Here is a 19435-nt window from a genome sequence, read left to right on the forward strand (position 1 = left end):
ACATGGCAAATGATTTAGCAGCTTTAGAAGCACTCTTGTTTGTGGCTGGAGAAGATGGTCTTAGTTTAAGACAGTTGACAGAATTATTAGATGTGCTTCCCTCAGCTCTTTTGCAACAACTAGATCAACTAAGTGACAAATATCAAAATGACGAAACATCAAGTTTGTCTTTGTTACTCTCAGCCAATCGTTATAAGTTGGTCACAAAAGACGTGCATGCGGACTTACTTGGTCGTTATGCCCAAACACCAATCAATCAAAGCCTATCACGAGCTAGTCTAGAAGTTTTATCAATCATTGCTTATAAACAACCGATTACTCGGGTGGAAGTAGATGCGATTAGAGGGGTCAATTCGAGTGGGGCAATCAGCAAGTTACAGGCTTTTAACTTGATTGAAGAAGCTGGAAAAAAAGATGTCTTGGGTCGTCCCAATCTCTATCGCACAACAGATTATTTCCTAGATTACTTGGGAATCAATGAGTTATCGGAATTGATAGATGTGTCAGATTTAGCCGTGACGGAAGAGCCAATTTCGCTTTTTAATACAGAAGATTTAGCAGAAGAATAAGGAAAAGAAGATGAGAATTAACAAATATATGGCCCATGCCGGAGTGAGCAGTCGCCGTAAGGCAGAAGAATTGATTAAAAAGGGGTTGGTAACGCTCAATGGTCAAGTGATTACTGACTTAGCTACTCAAGTCAAATCTGGAGATGTCGTAGAAGTGAGTGGTAGCCCCATTTATAACGAAGAAAAGGTGTACTACCTGCTCAATAAACCTCGTGGGGTCATTTCCAGTGTGTCAGATGACAAGGGCAGACAGACCGTGATTGATTTACTCCCTCAAGTCAAGGAGCGTATCTACCCTGTTGGTCGTTTGGATTGGGATACGACAGGTCTTTTGATTTTGACCAATGACGGTGATTTTACCGATAAGATGATTCATCCTCGCAATGAGATTGATAAGGTCTATGTGGCTCGTCTAAAGGGGATTGCAACCAAGGACAATTTACGTCCCCTAACTCGTGGTGTGGTGATTGACGGTAAAAAAACCAAGCCAGCTCGTTATTCAATCATTAAGGTTGATCCTGAAAAAAATCGTTCCGTTGTTGAATTGATTATCCATGAAGGGCGTCATCATCAAGTTAAAAAGATGTTTGAAAGTGTAGGGCTTTTGGTTGATAAATTGTCACGAACACGCTTTGGAACGCTTGATTTGACTGGCTTACGCCCAGGTCAATCTCGCCGTTTGAACAAAAAAGAAATCAGCCAGCTACATAATGCAGCCATCAATAAGGTCAAATGAAGCAGCTAATCATTTATATGGTTAGGGCGTATCAGCGTTTGATTTCGCCCTTGTTTCCACCATCATGTGTCTATCGTCCAACGTGTTCTGCCTATATGATTGAAGCAGTCGAGCGTCATGGTATCAAGGGTCTTGTCATGGGCTTGGCAAGGATTTGCCGCTGCCATCCCTTTGTCAAAGGTGGCTGGGATCCTGTGCCAGATAAGTTTTCACTGAGAGCCAATCAAACAGAATCAGAGGGTGAGTTGTAGAAGTTTTTCTGATGAAAGGAGTAAGCATGTTTATCAAAGCTGATGGGTTTATTTACCCTTATGAAGAAAAAGTCGGTGGTTTTTTAGCGATTGAAAATGGTCGATTTGGTCAGTGGCAAGAGCAGGTGCCAGAAGGGGCTGAGATTTTAGATTATAGTGGCTATGTGGTTGCTCCTGGTTTGTTTGATACCCATATTCATGGGTATGCAGGATCCGATGTCATGGATTGTCAACTAGAGAGTTTAGAACGTATGAGTCAGTCCTTGTTAGAAACAGGGGTGACCAGCTTTTTACCAACTGCTCTAACGGCTGATTTCGACACCTTGAACAAGGTTTGTCAGTTGGTGGCGACAGCCAAAGATACAGTTCAAGGCAGTAAAATTCAAGGGTTGTATTTTGAAGGGCCTTATTTTACCGAAACTTATAAGGGAGCACAAAATCCTAGTTACATGCGAAATCCAAGTATTGCTGAATTGGATCAGTGGTTGGCGAGTTCACAAGGGCTTTTGTCCAAAATAGCCCTAGCTCCTGAACGTGAAGGAACAGTTGAATTTGTCAAATATGCGACAGAACAAGGTGTGACAGTAGCCTTGGGGCATTCTGACGCTACCTATGACGAGGCAGAAAAAGCTGTAGCAGCAGGAGCTTCTATCTGGGTTCATGCCTATAATGGCATGAGAGGACTCAACCATCGTGAACTGGGCATGTTAGGAGCTGTTTATCATCTGCCAAATACTTATGCCGAGTTAATCTGTGATGGGCACCATGTTCATCCTAAGGCCTGTGATTTGTTGATGCAACAAAAGGGTCATGACGGTGTGGCTTTGATTACGGACTGTATGAGTGCAGGTGGTATGACAGACGGTGACTACATGCTAGGCGAGTTCCCTGTTCGTGTTGAAGCTGGGACGGCTAGATTAAAGGATGGTGGTAATTTGGCTGGCTCTATCTTGCAACTCAAAGATGCTGTCAAACATGTGGTTGAGTGGGGTTTGGCAGACGTGGTGACAGCTATTCGCATGGCTAGCTACGTTCCAGCTAAATCCTTGAACTTGCTAGATGAGTGTGGTCAAATCAAAGCCGGTTTGCCTGCTGATTTTATCGTCTTAAACAAGGAAATGACCTTGCAAGCAACTTATCTCAATGGTCAAAAAGTTTGGTCACAAGATAAGTAAGATTAGACAGGCCAATCAATTTATGATAAGATAAAAGGTGTTGAAAAAGATTTTATTGAACCCTCAAAGCGAGTCTAGGTTGGTGGAAGCTAGACAGGAGACCAATAAATGGTGGCGATTCAATGCTTTAATCAATACAAATGAAGTCATAAAATAGGGTGGAACCGCGTTGCTACGCCCCTGTTATCAACAGGGGCTAGTGCGTGGTTTTTCTTGTCTAATAACGGTCTTTGTTTACTAAGTTGATGTCAATGAGCTATCGCCACCACATTAAAGCAATAGAAAGAGGAAACTATGTCTAAAAAATTAACCTTTCAAGAGATTATCTTGACCTTGCAACAATTTTGGAATGATCAAGGCTGCCTGCTCATGCAAGCCTATGATAATGAAAAAGGAGCTGGAACCATGAGTCCATACACCTTTTTGCGTGCGATTGGACCTGAGCCTTGGAATGCAGCTTACGTAGAGCCAAGTCGTCGCCCAGCCGATGGTCGCTATGGTGAAAACCCAAACCGTTTGTATCAACACCATCAATTCCAAGTGGTTATGAAACCAAGTCCAAGCAATATCCAAGAGCTTTACTTGGAAAGTTTGGAGTTGTTGGGAATCAATCCTTTAGAACACGATATTCGTTTTGTTGAGGACAACTGGGAAAATCCATCAACAGGTTCTGCTGGTCTAGGTTGGGAAGTTTGGCTTGATGGTATGGAAATTACTCAATTTACTTACTTCCAACAGGTTGGTGGTTTGGAAACAGGGCCAGTCACTGCTGAGGTGACCTATGGCTTGGAGCGTCTAGCGTCTTACATTCAAGAAGTGGAGTCTGTCTATGACATTGAGTGGGCAGATGGCGTGAAATATGGTGAAATCTTCATTCAACCAGAGTATGAGCATTCAAAATATAGCTTTGAATTGAGCGACCAAGATATGCTTCTATCTAATTTTGAAAAATTTGAGCAAGAAGCCAAGAACTGTCTGGCTGAAAACTTGGTGCATCCTGCCTATGATTATGTCTTGAAATGTTCGCACACCTTCAACCTTTTAGATGCCAGAGGAGCCGTATCAGTAACAGAACGTGCTGGCTATATCGCCCGCATTCGTAACCTAGCCCGCAACGTAGCCAAAACTTTTGTTGCAGAACGCAAACGCTTAGGCTATCCTTTACTAGATGACGAAACACGTCAAGCACTGTTAGCAGAGGAGGAATAACATGGTAAAAAATTTATTAGTAGAAATTGGCTTGGAAGAGTTGCCGGCTTATGTGGTGACGCCAAGTATGGAACAACTTGAAAATCGCATGGCGACTTTTTTAACAGATAATCGTTTGACATTTGATAAGATTGTACCTTTTTCAACGCCTCGTCGCTTAGCAGTTCGTGTTGTCGGTTTGGCAGATGAACAAAGTGATTTGACAGAAGATTTTAAGGGACCTGCTAAAAAGATTGCCCTTGATGCGTCTGGTCATTTTACCAAGGCAGCAGAAGGCTTTGTGCGTGGTAAGGGCTTGACCACAGACGATATTCGCTTTGAAACCATCAAGGGAGAAGACTACGTCTATGTGACCAAGACCGAAAAAGGTCAGCCTGTTGAGCAAGTGTTGGCAGAACTTCCTAAGGTGTTGGAGAACTTGAGTTTTCCTGTCAGCATGGCTTGGGCATCTAATTCTTTCAAGTACATTCGTCCAGTTCACACCTTGACGGTGCTTTTGGACGACAAAGCCTTGGATTTAGATTTCTTTGACATCAAGAGTGGTCGCGTGAGTCGTGGTCATCGCTTCCTTGGCCATGACGTAGAAATTCCAACTAGTGATCGTTATGAAGACACTTTGCGTTCGGTTTTTGTTATTGCAAGTCCACTTGAGCGTCAGCAAATGATCCTTGATCAAATCAAGGTCTTAGAAGAAAAGCATGACATTCAAGTTGACATTGATGAAGACCTTCTAAACGAAGTGCTAAACTTGGTTGAATACCCAACAGCCTTCATGGGACAATTTGATGAAAAATATCTAGACGTTCCAGAAGAAGTTCTAGTGACGTCAATGAAAAACCACCAACGTTACTTTGTCGTGCGTGATAAAAAAGGCCAACTCTTGCCAGCCTTTATCTCAGTTCGTAATGGTAATGGCGAGCATCTTGAAAATGTCATCAAGGGTAACCAAAAAGTGCTTCTAGCTCGCTTGGAAGATGCCGAGTTTTTCTGGCGTGAAGATCAAAAACTTTCGATTACCGATTTAGTGGAAAAACTAGATAAGGTAACCTTCCATGAAAAGATTGGTTCTCTGGCAGAGCACATGAAACGCACAGGCTTGATTGCGGATAAGTTGGCTATTGAATTGGGCTTATCTGAAACAGATAAAAGCAAGTTAGAGCGAGCAGCAGCCATTTATAAATTTGACTTGATGACTGGCATGGTGGGTGAATTTGACGAACTTCAGGGCTTAATGGGGGAAAAATATGCCCTACTTGCAGGTGAAGATAAGGCTGTTGCCCAAGCCATTCGTGAGCATTATTTGCCAACAAGTAGTGATGGCGAATTACCAGCTAGTCAGCTTGGAGCGATTCTAGCCGTAGCTGATAAATTGGATACCCTGTTGTCATTCTTTAGTGTGGGCTTGATTCCAAGTGGGTCAAATGATCCCTACGCCCTTCGCCGTGCGACGCAAGGTTTGGTTAAGATTCTCGATCAAGGACAGTGGAAACTTGATTTGGCAGAGTTTGTCAATAACCTGTATCAAAACACGTTCTCATCCCAGACTTATGCGAATAAAGACGACGTTATGAGCTTTATCAAAGCCCGTTTGGATAGGTTGATGGCAGATGAGGGTATTACAAAAGATATTCGTGAAGCTGTTCTTGCTAGTTCAAGTCTGATTGTGAGCAATCTTTTTGCAACCGCTAAAGCCTTGCTTGCAAAATCAGAACAAACTGACTACAAGGCAGCCGTAGAAAGTTTAGCTCGTGTCTTTAATTTGGCAGAAAAAGCAGAAGGTCAAACGGTTGAGCCAGCATTATTTGAAAATGAGGCAGAAAAAGCACTTTATCAAGCGATTCAAGACCTACAATTAACTGACGATGTCGCAGCTAATCTAGACCAGTTATTTGGCCTGAGTCCTGTCATTACTAAGTTCTTCGATCAAACCATGGTTATGGTTGATGATGAAGCTATCAAAAACAATCGTTTGAACTTATTGGCTAGTCTAGCCAGTTACGCTTGCCAAATGGCAGCCTTTAACCAACTAAATACAAAGTAGGAGAAAAGATGGAACAAGCAAAAATTGATCGCATCAATGAACTAGCCCGTAAGAAGAAAGCAGAAGGTTTGACTGAGGCAGAATTGGCTGAACAAAAAGTCTTGCGTGAGGAGTATATCGAGGGCTATCGTCGAGCCGTCCGTCATCATATCGAAGGGATTAAGATTGTTGATGAAGAAGGCAATGACTTGACCCCAGAAAAATTAAAACAAATTCAACGTGAAAAAGGCCTACATGGTCGTTCGCTTGATGATAAAGACTAAGACTTATCATAAAACTAGGTTGGGGAATCAATCTAGTTTTATTGTGGTCAAATTTCTTGACAGGTTTTTGAAGATAGCATAGAATAATTAAGTAATAAAAAAGGAGATAAAGTTATTATGAAAAAACTTTTAGTCGCGGCAGTGGTCGCTATCTTGGCTCTACTAGGCCTTTCTACTTGTGCAGGTTCATTTTTGAACGGTAGCAATAACAACACGGCAACTACTTCTTCAAGTAGTTCAGCAAGTTCATCAGAAGCATCAACTTCATCAGACAAGTCTGCTTCATCAACAACGTCATCATCTTCGTCTGATAAGACAGCCTCATCATCAACTGATGCGTCAGCAAGCACGGCAACAGAAACTTTGACTAAAGACACAGCTTTTGCAGCAGCCTTAGCAGCAGCCGGCATTTCTGAAGCAGATGCAGTTTTGACTTCAGTTGAAAAAGAAGTTGAAAACGGTGTGAATGTCTTTAAAGTGGATTTCACAAGTGCTGGTCAAGAGTATGAGTACACGTTGAATGCTGAAACAGGAGAAGTGATTGAAAATGCTTCTGAGATGGTTGATTCAGAAGACGCATCAACATCTACAGCGACAGTATCTTCAGCAGATCAAGATAAACTTGTAGCAGCAGCTTTGGCTGACGCAGGTATTACTGAAGCAGATGCAGAAGTTGTTGGTAGCGAGTTAGAAACTGAAGATGGTGTTCAACAATTTGACGTTGACTTTGTTAGCAATGGCACACGTTACCACTATATTCTAAATGCAGAAACAAAAGAAGTTATTGAAACTGAAGCTAGCCCAGCTGAATAAGTCACTAACTTTTCAATACCAGTTCGCTAAAGGCGACTGGTATTTTTCTTTTGATTTATTAAATAACTAAAATATGATAAAATAGAATTATGATAAAAGATTTTCATCATGTAACCGTATTACTACATGAAACGGTTGATCAGTTAGAGATTAAACCAAATGGGATTTATGTTGACGCGACCTTAGGGGGAGCAGGACATAGTGAGTATTTACTGTCACAATTGGGCGATCAAGGTCACCTTTATTGTTTTGATCAGGATCAAACAGCTATTGATCATGCTCAGGTGAGATTAAAAAAATTTGTTGAGCGTGGTCAGGTGACTTTTATTAAGGACAATTTTAGGCATTTGTCAAGTCGTCTTGCCCAACATGGTATCAATGAAATTGATGGAATCATCTATGATTTAGGTGTTTCCAGTCCTCAGCTTGACCAAGGTGAGCGTGGTTTTTCTTATAAACAGGAAGCTCCTTTGGATATGCGGATGAATCAAGATGCAACCTTAACAGCCTATGAGGTAGTCAATGCTTATGACTACCATGATTTAGTGCGGATTTTTTTCCGTTATGGTGAAGATAAATTTTCTAAACAGGTAGCTAGAAAAATAGAACAGGCTCGTCAAGAAGCACCGATTGAAACAACGACTCAGCTTGTTGAATTGATTAAGGCGGCGAAACCTGCTAAAGAGCTTAAGAAAAAGGGACATCCAGCTAAACAAATTTTTCAGGCTATTCGTATTGAGGTAAATGATGAATTGGGAGCTGCAGAAGATTCCTTGCAGCAGGCCTTGGACTTGCTAGCAGTCGGTGGACGTATTTCAGTGATCACCTTTCATTCCTTGGAAGATCGCTTGACTAAGCAACTGTTTAAAGAAGTTAGTCGTCTTGATATTCCAAAAGGGTTACCTTTTATCCCTGATGAATTACAGGCTCAGTATCAACTGATTACAAGAAAACCGATTTTGCCAAGTCAAACCGAGTTGACAGATAATAATCGTGCTCATTCGGCAAAATTACGTGTGATTGAGAGAATTAGGAAAGACATATGACCAGAGAGAAACGGCAGGAAGCCTTGTCACAAGCAGTACAGGCTCATATCCGTACCCTATCAAGAATAGAAAAGGCTTTTTATGCATCGATTGTATTGACAGCAGTGATGATGGCAATTAGTATTGTCTATCTTCAAAGTCGGATGCTACAATTGCAGCAGGAAGTAACAATTTTGAATAATCAAATTAGCGAAAAAGAAACTGAGCTGAATGACGCTAAACAAGAAGTTAATGAGCTTAATCGTTTTGATCGCATTTCAAAGATTGCGACAGAGGCTGGTTTGAGTATCCAGCATGATAATATTGGTAAGGTGGAGTAGGCATGAAAGAGTTACGAAATCTTTTTTTGCGTTATGTCGTAACAGATAGAAAAACGCCAGAAGAAAACCGCAAGCATGTTGGGCAAAACCTGATGTTGTTAGCCATTTTCATGTTTTTTATCTTCATTATCAATTTTGTCGTAATTATTGGAACCGATAAAAAATTTGGAGTAGATTTATCGGAAGGGGCGAAGCAGGTTTATCAGCGAACCCAAACAGTTGCTGCTAAGCGTGGGACTATTTATGACCGTAATGGTAATGTGATTGCAGAAGATTCGACCACTTATACGGTGTATGCCATTCTTGATCAAAACTATGTAACAGCTAGTGGCGAAGAATTATTTATTAAATCTAGTCAGTATGACAAAGTGGCTGAGATTTTCAAAAAGCATTTGAAATTGGAAAAGGATTATGTCCTTAAACAACTCAATCAAGAAGGTCTGGTTCAAGTTTATTTTGGTATTAAGGGGTCTAATCTAACTTATAGCACCATGAGTAGTATCAAAAAAGCTGCAGAAGCCGCTGATATTAAGGGGCTTTCTTTTGAAACTAGTACCAGTCGAATGTATCCTAATGGAACCTTTGCCTCTCAGTTTATCGGTTTGGCTCAAACTCAAGAAGATGATAATGGTAATAAAAAATTAGTCGGAACAACTGGTCTTGAAGCTGCTTTCAATGATATTTTGTCAGGTACAGACGGTCAAATTACTTATCAAAAAGATAAGAATGGCAATACCTTACTAGGAACAGGTGTTCAAGTGAGTAAGGCCATAGACGGTCGAGATGTTTACACGACAATTTCAGAGCCAATTCAACGCTATCTAGAAACACAGATGGATGTTTTTCAATCCAAGGCACAAGGGGTGGAAGCCAGTGCGACATTGGTTCATGCTAAGACAGGTGAGATTTTAGCAACGACCCAGCGACCAACCTTTAATGCGGATACTAAAGAGGGTTTAACTGAGGACTTTACTTGGCGTAGTTCCCTTTATCAAACCAACTATGAGCCGGGTTCGACCATGAAAGTCATGACCCTAGCTTCAGCTATTGATGCCGGTGTCTTTAATCCAAATGAAATTTATGACAATACCAAATTGACCATTATTGATGCAACTATTCAAGATTGGTCAATCAATGACGGAACATCAACAGGGGGCTACATGTCCTTTGCTCAAGGATTTGCTTACTCTAGTAACGTCGGTATGGCTCTTCTTGAGCAAAAAATGGGTGACGATCAGTGGCTTAATTACTTAGCTAAATTCCGCTTTGGTTTCCCAACACGTTTTGGAATGGGGAGCGAGGCAACAGGTCTTTTGCCATCAGATAACATTGTTAGTATTGCCATGAGTTCTTTTGGTCAAGGGATTGCCGTTACCCAAACTCAGATGTTAAGAGCTTTTACGGCAATTTCTAACGATGGAATCATGCTAGAGCCACAGTTTATTAGCAAAATCTATGATCCAAACACGAAAACCACACGAACAGCACAAAAAGAAGTTGTGGGTAATCCAGTTTCTGAAACAGCAGCCAAGCAAACTCGTGATTACATGGTAACGGTTGGTACTGATCCAGATTTTGGTACGCTTTATTCAAAATCAGAAGGTCCGATTATCCAAGTTGGCAATCAATCCGTTGCCGTTAAGTCTGGGACGGCTGAGATTGCAGCAGAAGATGGTTCGGGTTACTTGACTGGAGCCACAGATTATATTTATTCGGTGGTGGCCATGGTTCCGTCTGATAATCCAGATTTTGTCATGTATGTGACCCTTCAACAACCAAAAGAATGGTCAGGTCTTTTCTGGCGTGATGTGATCAATCCAGTCTTAGAAGAAGCAGTGTTGATGAAAGATACCATTTTGGAGGCTGTGCCAAACGGTAAGAAAAATCAAACACCTTATAAACTAGGTGAAATTATCGGTAAAAATCCCGGTGATACAGCGGATGAACTACGTCGTAATTTAGTTCAACCAATCGTCTTAGGGACAGGTAGTAAAATTAACAAGGTATCTACCAAAATTGGTAATAATCTTAATGAAAATCAACAAATTTTACTGTTGACGAGTAATTTAGAAAATCTCCCAGACATGTATGGTTGGACGCGACAAAACGTGGAAGTCTTTGCCAAATGGTTGAATCTTGAAATCACTTATAAAGGTAGTCAATCTGCCTCAGCTCGAGTGACCAAGCAAAGTGTCAATCCAGGTGAGTTGATAAGTAAGGTTAAAAAAATAACAATAAGGTTAGGAGAATAACATGTTAGTAAGCCTAATGGCAGGAGGATTAACCTTCGTTTTGACAGTGGTAGCCATGCCACATTTTATGGCTTTTTTCCAAAAGAAAAAAATTGCAGGCCAACAGATGCATGAGGATGTCAAACAACATATAGCTAAGGCGGGTACTCCAACAATGGGAGGCTTAGTATTTTTAACAGCAACGGTTCTAGTTAGTTTGTTCTTTACACTTTTTTTCAATCAAGGGACAAATTTAGCTAAGCCTTTAGCCATTTTACTGGTCGTTGTTATTTATGGCATTGTTGGTTTTTTGGATGATTTCCTAAAAATCTTCAAGAAAATCAATGAGGGTCTGACTCCTAGACAAAAGATGCTGGCTCAGATTTTAGCTGGTTTACTATTTTATATTGTTTATGTTCGTCCAAGTGGTGCTGATTCGCTCAATTTCTTCGGTTGGGAACTAGATTTGGGTATTCTTTATCTAGCCTTTGTCCTTTTTTGGATTGTCGGATTTTCTAATGCTGTCAATTTGACAGATGGTTTGGATGGTCTAGCTTCTATTTCAGTTGTCATTAGTTTAGCTGCCTATGGTATCATTGCTATGATACAAAAACAATATGATGTTTTACTGTTGATTCTTAGTACCATTGGTGGCCTACTTGGTTTCTTCCTTTACAATAAAAAACCCGCCAAAATTTTTATGGGAGATGTTGGTAGTTTAGCCCTAGGTGCTCTGTTGGCGACTATTTCTATTGCTCTTGATCAAGAATGGACGTTGCTTTTGATTGGCTTCGTTTACGTTTGTGAAACAAGTTCAGTGATGTTACAAGTGGCTTACTTCAAATACACTAAGAAAAAATATGGTCAAGGTCGTCGTATCTTCCGCATGACTCCCCTACATCATCACTTTGAGTTAGGTGGTTTTTCTGGTAAAGGACAACCATGGAGTGAATGGAAAGTAGATGCTTTCTTTTGGTCAGTTGGTTTGTTGATGAGCATGCTAACCCTAATGATTTTATACGGTTTTAACTAAGTCGCATAAAGAAAAAGCTAAGAAAGAGTTCTTAGCTTTTTGTCTGTTAAAAAACGTTTTTAAATAAATTAAAAAGCCCAATGTCATGGGCTTTTTAGTTGGATAAATCTTAATAAAATAGGTGTATAAAGGCGGTAGACGGATTTGAACCGACGATCAAGCTTTTGCAGAGCCGTGCCTTACCACTTGGCTATACCGCCACAACAACTATTATTCTACCGTAAAAATATGATGCTGTCAAGTCACAGAAAAGAATTTTTCAACAAGCTATGAAACCTGTTCTTAAATTGTAAAAATATGAAAATTTTATTATAATATTGAAGTATGACTTATGCTTGCAGGTGAAAGTCCTGCCGAGGTTAGAGAAAGGATAGGGCGAAAGCCATTATGACTTCAGTTGTTGTTGTAGGAACTCAATGGGGAGATGAAGGTAAGGGAAAAATTACCGACTTTTTATCACAAGATGCAGAAGTGATTGCACGCTATCAAGGTGGAGATAATGCTGGTCACACCATTGTTATTGACGGAAAAAAATTCAAGTTACACCTGATTCCATCTGGGATTTTCTTTGCAGACAAGATTTCGATTATTGGAAACGGGATGGTTGTTAATCCCAAGTCCTTGGTGCGAGAATTGAAGTATTTACACAATGAGGGTGTTTCAACGAACAATTTGCGTATCTCTGATCGTGCCCATGTGATTCTACCTTATCATATTAAGTTAGATGAGTTGCAAGAGGCTGCCAAGGGGGCTAATAAGATTGGAACGACCAATAAGGGAATTGGCCCAGCTTATATGGACAAGGCTGCGCGTGTCGGTATTCGAATCGCAGATCTTTTGGATAGGGATATTTTTGCAGAACGATTGAAGATCAATCTAAGTGAAAAAAATCGTCTATTTGAAAAGATGTACGATGACAAAGTCATTGATTTTGAAGAGATTTTTGAAGAATATTATCAGTATGGACAGGAAATCAAACAATATGTAACCGATACCTCTGTTATTTTGAATGATGCTTTGGATCATGGTAAACGAGTGCTCTTTGAGGGCGCACAGGGGGTCATGCTAGACATTGATCAGGGTACCTATCCTTTTGTGACGTCATCTAACCCTGTGGCAGGTGGAGTAACCATTGGATCAGGAGTTGGGCCAAGTAAAATCAATAAAGTAGTCGGTGTTTGTAAAGCCTATACTAGCCGTGTTGGTGATGGTCCTTTCCCAACAGAACTTTTTGATGCGACTGGCGAGCGAATTCGAGAAATTGGCCATGAATATGGCACAACCACAGGTCGTCCACGTCGTGTAGGCTGGTTTGATTCAGTGGTAATGCGTCATAGTCGTCGTGTTTCAGGGATTACTAACCTCTGCTTGAATTCTATTGATGTGCTATCCGGACTTGATACTGTTAAAATTTGTGTAGCCTATGATTTGGATGGCGAACGAATTGATTATTACCCAGCTAGTCTAGAAAAATTAAAACGTTGTCAGCCGATTTATGAAGAATTACCAGGTTGGCAAGAGGATATTACAGGTGTTCGTCGTCTAGAAGATTTACCAGAAAATGCTCGTAATTATGTTCGTCGTATTGGTGAATTAGTAGGCGTTCGTATTTCTACCTTCTCCGTTGGTCCAGATCGAGATCAGACCAATATCTTAGAGAGTGTTTGGAGTGTCTAACAAAAAATCAAATTGGAAAGTTCCAATTTGATTTTTTAAGTTCTATGGAAATTGTGAATAATTTGAACCAAAATATAATAAATTTCAGGAAAGGATAAATTAAAAATTAGATTTTATCTGTTTTTGATGGCTCTATTATTTTAAAACAATACTTATTTTTCTAATTCTGAAATAAATGCTCCAATTTGTCTAACAATCTCCGTTACAAGAGCATTCCCCATGAAGAACATGCGCATTTTATCTGAGACTTCAACAATGCTACCATCAGAGAGTTTTTTCTTAGCTGTCCAATTATCTGGGAAATCTTGTAATCGTTCTGCTTCAACAGGTGTTATTAATCGATATTTTCCTTTCACATTTAAAAAGTGTGTAGAGCGGTTCACGGTTCCCTCAGATGTTAGCATAGTGCGTCCTGGGAGATTCAAGTCATCTACTGGGGACATACCGCCTTCTGAGTAAATGTAAGTATGGCCATCAGCAGAAGTTCTTTCAATACGTTTTGAACTACGCAGATACTGAAATTTTTCAAGTTTAGCTTGGTCAGTTACATAGTATTTTTTTGGAATATCCATTTCATCTTGTAAAATTTGACCTAGTGTGATCGGCTGTCCAATATAATCTGATTTAGTGTCAATTGAGTAGTATTTTCCGTGTCTCATGACGCCTGTATTCCATACTGTACCTGTAAAATTATCTGAAACTTCTATAATATCATCTGAAAGCTCATAATAGACTTGGCGTTTCTTGACAGGGACTTGTTTGATTGGAAATTGACTTGCAAAAAGTCCTGTTTTAAAGATGTAATCATCATATTTATTTTCTTCAAAAACGGGATTTTGATTTTCAAATTTTGAATCTACTTGTGTAGCAAAATCAGTATCATTATGATAGACGAAAAAGAAAACACGTCTTCTACGTTGACTTCTACCATATTCAGCAGCATTGATAACACGCCATTCAACGGAATACCCTAGTTGGTTGAAAGCTGTTAACATGATAGCAAAATCACGCCCACGTTGTTTTGATGGAGCTTTAAGTAGACGATCGACATTTTCTAAAATCAAATATTTTGGTTTAATGATGCGAGTTGCACGAATAATCTCCCAAAAGAGAACGCCTTTTTTACCTTCAATACCTTGTTCATTTTTTTTAGAACGAGCAACTGAATAATCTTGACATGGAAATCCACCAACAATCATGTCTGCATCCATTGAAGCGAATTTTTCGTCTGTAATGTCTGAAATACTAATATTGATATTATCACTATCAGGAAAATGATAATTATAAACTTCAAAGGCATCTTGAGATTTTCTAGAGGGCTCCCATTGATTAGCCCATTTTGTTTGAAATAATTCTTTATCTGAGTTTTCGAGTCCTATACGGAACCCTCCAACGCCTGCAAATAATTCTAAGATTTTCATATATTCCTCTATCTTTTTATGTACTTCTTACTATTATACCTAAAATTTTCTTATTGATCAAGATTTGAATTTGATATAATAAATAGAAAATGTTTAGAAAAGAGATTACAATGGAAAAACAATTATATGATTATGATGATAATAATATTGATAGTGTTATAAACTATTCTAAAGTTCTTTTGGGGAAGAAATTTGAACAGATTATTGAAGAATATCAGAAAACTCCATATAAAACTTATGGGGATTATCAAAATAAGACAGTTTCAAATATTCCTGATAAGAAGATTAGTATGAAATCTAAAGGGCAATATGGAAATTATATTGAAAAATATTTTTACGGCTATCTTCCAAACAATGATTCAGAGGCTGATTTTCAAAAAATTGGTGTAGAATTAAAAGTAACTCCTTTTAAGGTTAATAAAAATGGTTCTATTAGTGCTAAGGAAAGATTAGTTTTAACCATTTTAAATTATATGGATGAAAATCTTGACAATTTTTATAACACTCATTTATGGAAAAAATGTTCGAAAATTTTATTACTTTTTTATAACGGTTTAATTCCTAATTCGACTATGGCTGATTATATGATTGAAAAAGTTTTTCTGTTTGAATGGTTTGCCGAAGATATGCAAGTGATTTTAGAGGATTATGAACGTATTACCGCTAAAATAAAGCAAGGAAAAGCTCATGAATTATCTGAATCTGATGGAAATTATCTTTCAACGTGTACAAAAGGAGCAGGTAAAGGAAGAGATTTTCGTGAGCAACCATTTAGTAACGAACTAGCTAAACAACGAGCATGGGAATTGAAATCTAGCTACATGACTTATTTGATTAATAATAGAATTTTTAATCAAAAAGAACAAGAAAGTGTTGTAGCTACTGTTAAGAATAATAAACAAAGTTTTACTGAAATTATCACCCAAAAGATTTTACAATATCAAGGAATGACGGAAAAAGAGCTTTATGAAAAATTTGATGTTAATCCAAAAGCAAAAGGAAAAAATAATATCCTAATTCGAAAAATGATTGGATTAACAGGTGATGTTGATAAAACTCAAGAATTTCAAAAAGCTAATATGAATATGCGTGTGATTCGTGTGAATAAAGAAGGTTTGCCAAAAGAGGACTCTCCATTTAAGACTTATAATTTTAAAGAATTAGTTTCTAATGATATTTGGGAAGAATCACAACCATATTTAGAAATTTGTAATAAACGTTTTCTTTTTGTTGTCTTTAAAGAAATTTCACCCAAGGTGTTTGTCTTAGATCGAATAAAATTTTGGGGTTTTCCTGATAGACAAATAAATGAAGTTAAACGAGTTTGGCAAGAAACACGTCAGATTTTAATAGATGGTGTTCAATTAACTCAAAAAGGAAATAAAGTTTCAACTAACTTTCCCCAAAGTAAAGTAAATAAGGTAGTATTTACTAAAATTCATGCTCAAAATACATTATATGAGTTAGAACAAGGCAAGTTTGTTGGTAAAGGTAAAATTTCAGATACCGATATTTTACCGAACCAAAGACGGATTACCAAACATTCATTTTGGCTACCTAAGAAATTTTTGAAAGAGGTTCTAGATGGCAAGTGGGACTAATTTTATATGTTTATGAATAAAAGAAACTCCTATAAAATATTGATTTCATAGGAGTTTTTTTATTCAATTATTTAACTTCTGTAAAGGTTAGAAATCTTATTTTAGCGTGCTAGAAATGTTGATATATCAGTATTTTTAATTTTTTTACTAAGAAAATGTAGTCAAAAATGTAGTCATAAAATCAACTTGTAAGTCTAGCAATTTCTTGAAGATAAATATCAACTGCTTCAGCCTTCTTTTTAGGAGCTAGTTCAGCATAGGTATCCATTGTAGTTTTGATTGACTTATGTCCCATTCTTGTTTGAAGTTCTTTCCAATTTGCACCAGCATTTAGCATTAAAGAAGCGTGTGTGTGTCGGAAAAGGTGAAAACCATAATTTGGTAACCCTAACTCACTTAAACGCTTTTTCAGAGTTGCTCGTTCATTTCTATCACACATATAGTTACCATAGATAGTTGGAAAAATCAAATCAACACAAGGTAAATTATGTTCTTTGAAGTAATTGCTCATTTCATTGTAAAAAGTTTGTAAATCTATAAGAATTTGTCGAGGAACAGCAACTCGACGATTTCCTGAATCAGTTTTAGCACTATTTTTACAAATCATTTCCCCTTTAATACCGAGTTTTCGATTTCCTGCTCGCCACATGAGAGTTTTATTAACGATAATTTCATTTGTTTCAAAGTCTAAATCGTGAATAGTTAGAGCGAGAAGTTCGTTAATACGTAGTGCTGAAGCTAAGAGTGTATCACAAATAATTCTGAAACGCCTATTAGTTCGCGTGTCTGGTAGATCGTTTAAAAAATTAAGCCATCTTGATAATTCCTGTTCATGTAAGACTCGTACCCGTTCTTTAGATGACTTTGGTTTTGGTGGAATTTTGATTGTTCTTACAGGATTATGAGAAAGTTCAAAGTTGGTTATACCAAAATCAAAAATATCACTCATCTTATGAATAACTGCTCCAAAGTCCTTGGCGTGCCCCTTTTTTGATTTTTTTACTCCAGATTCAACTGATTTTTTTGATTGTTGAGCGAGTTTATTGACCCATAGTTGAATATCAGCAGATTTGATGGCATCAGGTCTGTATTCTCCAAATTTAGGGATGATATAAGTGTCAAGATAGCTTCTAACACGATTGATAGTATTTTGAGAAGAAACCCAAGTGACGAAACTAATAAACCACGCTTCAGCCAGTTCTTCAAAATTATTGATGACTACTGTTTCTTTTAATGTTGACCCTTTTGCTTCAAAATCCAATCTAGCTTGGATAATTTTTCGGTCAAGACTTCTTAAAGTTTTGGCAGTGAGAGATGATGTCACCTTTTTATTTGTTTTCACATCAATTCCTATATAAACGCCTCTTTGAGTGTAGCTTACAGAACCGTTGTTTTTAGTTGTCTTGATAATCTTACGATTGTTATGGATGATAATTTCTTTTTTCACGTTAGCCTTCTTTATCGGATATATAAAAGGCTAAAATAAGACCTTCACATTTCTTTTAATGTGATAGTTTTATTTTAGCATATTTTAGATTAAGGAGTTAAATAATTGATCACATCTTCCATTTTATAATAGACAGTTCGGGTGTTTTCAATGGGAGGTTCTAGTCGTCTAAGACCTGTATTTTCCCATGATTTTAGTGTGTTCGGGGAGATATTGAGAATTTTTAATAATTCCTTTTGAGTAACCAGTCCATTGCTTTTTAATTCTTGTTGTTGAGTTTGTATTAGGGTAATGAGATAATTTAGAAGTTGTTCAATTTGATTTAACTTTATATGTTCGTTAGTTTTTGTCATGTTAGTAATCCTCTTTTCTATTATCATGTCTCCTAGAATCCAAATATCGAGAGAAAAAATAGGTCTTCTCCATTATGAATTCTAAGAGTTTAGCATCTTCACGTCGTGCATAGAGCACCAAATTTTTAAATTCCGTAAAATTATTCTCTTCAATAATATCAATGACTGAGGTAATAAATCCATCAGTATTATTGCTAATTAAAAACTTGTCTAAGTCGAAGCCACAACCGAATTCAATATCGTTAATATCATAAGGTGTCTTATTAGGGTCGTTAGCGTGGATAAAATAGTCATACATCCCTTTTGGGCTCATGACGATTTCGATATGAGCTGGCGTGTTTAATTTCTCAGTTAATAACTCAGATACTTGTGAATAGCTTTTCAGTGAGTCAAAGAATAATGCACCATGCTTATGTGCTTTTTTGAATTCTCCTGTTTGTCGATTGATGTCCTTGTCGTGCCAAGGACTCAGGATAAATGGGATGTGCATATCTTCAAGAATATCAAGGTAGTTTTTAGGGGTACTATCTTGATAAAGTAGAAATGCCCATTTGTTTGAACGTTTTTCTTTTGTCATAGAATATTTGCCTTTCTAGATTGAATTTTGCTGATTGTTGATTATTGATGTTATGGGGGGTCGTAGTAACCCCATAACATCCAGAGTATAGAACGGTGCTGTTTGGCCTTCACTTCGTGAGCCACAGCACCGTTCCTTATAACTATTTTCGTTTAGTACCGATAAAGTACAACCATTTTCCGCTTCGCTCAGGTCGTGAAAAATAATAGTCAGGGTTACGGTTGGCAATTTCTTCACTAATAAGCATTTCCATATCTTTTAGAATTTTTGTTGCCTGTTGAGTTTTAGGAATCCGAATCAATAGTGTAACTCTATTTTTTCGAATATCTACAGTTGCTTTTTGAATCGCTCGGTTAAAGTATTTGTTAATCGGGTTGTAGCGTATTACTCTTGCTTGTTCTATGGTTGTCACGGTTTTAGAGCGTTCGCTTTGCCTTAAAAAAATACGCATAGTAAATGTCTGATGAACAGATTTCCATAGGTTTGTTAGATTGTCTTCTTTCAATCGTAAGAAAAACTCATAATAAACAAGAACTGAAAGAAAAAAGATTGATACAATAGCAATAAACAAGCTAATGGTATAAAGTATACCTACAAACTGATAAATGAAAGACAGATAAACAGTACTTTGTAAGGAAGTCATGCTGATACTGAATAACGTAGAACCAACAG

The 19435-nt window shown here is 38.0% G+C and carries 19 protein-coding genes and 1 tRNA gene; 14 read left to right on the forward strand and 6 right to left on the reverse strand.

Annotated elements, in window-relative coordinates; all coding sequences use genetic code 11:
* Nucleotides 1–2: 2 nt before the first annotated feature.
* The 12 genes from scpB (at nt 3) to mraY (ending at nt 11687) form a co-directional block, all read left to right on the forward strand.
* Nucleotides 3–569: an SMC-Scp complex subunit ScpB gene (gene scpB, locus FRX51_RS02850; RefSeq protein ID WP_146495681.1), complete on the forward strand. Its 567-nt coding sequence runs from the start codon at nt 3–5 to the stop codon at nt 567–569.
* Nucleotides 570–579: 10 nt separating this feature from the next.
* A complete protein-coding gene (locus FRX51_RS02855; protein WP_146460978.1) occupies nt 580–1305 on the forward strand; it encodes a pseudouridine synthase in 726 nt (241 codons plus the stop codon).
* Nucleotides 1302–1556 (forward strand): membrane protein insertion efficiency factor YidD, encoded by a 255-nt coding sequence (yidD, locus tag FRX51_RS02860; RefSeq protein ID WP_146495683.1) that lies wholly within the window; start codon nt 1302–1304, stop codon nt 1554–1556. Before FRX51_RS02855 ends, yidD begins: the two co-directional genes overlap by 4 nt.
* Before the next feature lie 11 nt (nt 1557–1567).
* A complete protein-coding gene (gene nagA / locus FRX51_RS02865) occupies nt 1568–2731 on the forward strand; it encodes an N-acetylglucosamine-6-phosphate deacetylase (protein WP_146495685.1) in 1164 nt (387 codons plus the stop codon).
* 294 nt (nt 2732–3025) lie between these two features.
* Nucleotides 3026–3940, forward strand: a complete 915-nt coding sequence (gene glyQ / locus FRX51_RS02870; RefSeq protein ID WP_146495687.1) for a glycine--tRNA ligase subunit alpha — start codon at nt 3026–3028, stop codon at nt 3938–3940.
* A 1-nt stretch (nt 3941) separates the two neighbouring features.
* Nucleotides 3942–5981 (forward strand): glycine--tRNA ligase subunit beta, encoded by a 2040-nt coding sequence (gene glyS, locus FRX51_RS02875; protein ID WP_146495689.1) that lies wholly within the window; start codon nt 3942–3944, stop codon nt 5979–5981.
* An 8-nt stretch (nt 5982–5989) separates the two neighbouring features.
* Nucleotides 5990–6244 carry a DUF896 family protein gene (locus tag FRX51_RS02880; RefSeq protein ID WP_146495691.1) on the forward strand — a complete coding sequence of 85 codons (255 nt, stop codon included), beginning with the start codon at nt 5990–5992 and terminating at the stop codon, nt 6242–6244.
* Nucleotides 6245–6361: 117 nt separating this feature from the next.
* The gene (locus tag FRX51_RS02885) at nt 6362–7057 is read left to right on the forward strand and encodes a PepSY domain-containing protein (RefSeq protein WP_146495693.1); all 696 of its coding nucleotides are present in this window, start codon (nt 6362–6364) and stop codon (nt 7055–7057) included.
* 89 nt (nt 7058–7146) lie between these two features.
* A complete protein-coding gene (rsmH, locus tag FRX51_RS02890; RefSeq protein ID WP_146495695.1) occupies nt 7147–8103 on the forward strand; it encodes a 16S rRNA (cytosine(1402)-N(4))-methyltransferase RsmH in 957 nt (318 codons plus the stop codon).
* Nucleotides 8100–8423 (forward strand): cell division protein FtsL, encoded by a 324-nt coding sequence (ftsL, locus tag FRX51_RS02895; protein ID WP_146495697.1) that lies wholly within the window; start codon nt 8100–8102, stop codon nt 8421–8423. Before rsmH ends, ftsL begins: the two co-directional genes overlap by 4 nt.
* Before the next feature lie 2 nt (nt 8424–8425).
* Nucleotides 8426–10675, forward strand: a complete 2250-nt coding sequence (pbp2X, locus tag FRX51_RS02900; RefSeq protein ID WP_146495699.1) for a penicillin-binding protein PBP2X — start codon at nt 8426–8428, stop codon at nt 10673–10675.
* 1 nt (nt 10676) lies between these two features.
* Nucleotides 10677–11687: a phospho-N-acetylmuramoyl-pentapeptide-transferase gene (mraY, locus tag FRX51_RS02905; RefSeq protein WP_146495700.1), complete on the forward strand. Its 1011-nt coding sequence runs from the start codon at nt 10677–10679 to the stop codon at nt 11685–11687.
* Between the two features lie 129 nt (nt 11688–11816).
* Here the strand turns inward: mraY and FRX51_RS02910 are convergent.
* Nucleotides 11817–11887 (reverse strand) — tRNA-Cys (locus FRX51_RS02910).
* Nucleotides 11888–12074: 187 nt separating this feature from the next.
* Between FRX51_RS02910 and FRX51_RS02915 the strand changes: the two genes are divergently transcribed.
* Complete coding sequence (locus FRX51_RS02915; protein WP_146495702.1) at nt 12075–13364, forward strand: adenylosuccinate synthase; 1290 nt, start codon at nt 12075–12077, stop codon at nt 13362–13364.
* Between the two features lie 152 nt (nt 13365–13516).
* On the opposite strand, the gene dcm is transcribed toward FRX51_RS02915, so the two are convergent.
* Nucleotides 13517–14785 (reverse strand): DNA (cytosine-5-)-methyltransferase, encoded by a 1269-nt coding sequence (dcm, locus tag FRX51_RS02920; RefSeq protein WP_146495704.1) that lies wholly within the window; start codon nt 14783–14785, stop codon nt 13517–13519.
* Between the two features lie 110 nt (nt 14786–14895).
* Between dcm and FRX51_RS02925 the strand changes: the two genes are divergently transcribed.
* Nucleotides 14896–16386 carry a Sau3AI family type II restriction endonuclease gene (locus FRX51_RS02925; RefSeq protein ID WP_146495706.1) on the forward strand — a complete coding sequence of 497 codons (1491 nt, stop codon included), beginning with the start codon at nt 14896–14898 and terminating at the stop codon, nt 16384–16386.
* 181 nt (nt 16387–16567) lie between these two features.
* Here FRX51_RS02925 and FRX51_RS02930 read toward each other — a convergent pair whose 3' ends face one another.
* From FRX51_RS02930 to FRX51_RS02945, 4 genes are all read right to left on the reverse strand, one after another.
* Nucleotides 16568–17833, reverse strand: coding sequence for a site-specific integrase (locus FRX51_RS02930; RefSeq protein ID WP_146495708.1), 1266 nt, complete (start codon nt 17831–17833; stop codon nt 16568–16570).
* Between the two features lie 89 nt (nt 17834–17922).
* Nucleotides 17923–18186, reverse strand: a complete 264-nt coding sequence (locus FRX51_RS02935; protein ID WP_146461004.1) for a MerR family transcriptional regulator — start codon at nt 18184–18186, stop codon at nt 17923–17925.
* A gap of 1 nt (nt 18187) precedes the next feature.
* Nucleotides 18188–18763 (reverse strand): replication protein, encoded by a 576-nt coding sequence (locus FRX51_RS02940; protein ID WP_146461006.1) that lies wholly within the window; start codon nt 18761–18763, stop codon nt 18188–18190.
* A gap of 142 nt (nt 18764–18905) precedes the next feature.
* Complete coding sequence (locus FRX51_RS02945; RefSeq protein WP_261379141.1) at nt 18906–19406, reverse strand: hypothetical protein; 501 nt, start codon at nt 19404–19406, stop codon at nt 18906–18908.
* Between the last annotated feature and the right edge of the window lie 29 nt (nt 19407–19435).

This window comes from Streptococcus sp. sy010, from assembly GCF_007859175.1.
Taxonomy (GTDB): Bacteria; Bacillota; Bacilli; order Lactobacillales; family Streptococcaceae; genus Streptococcus.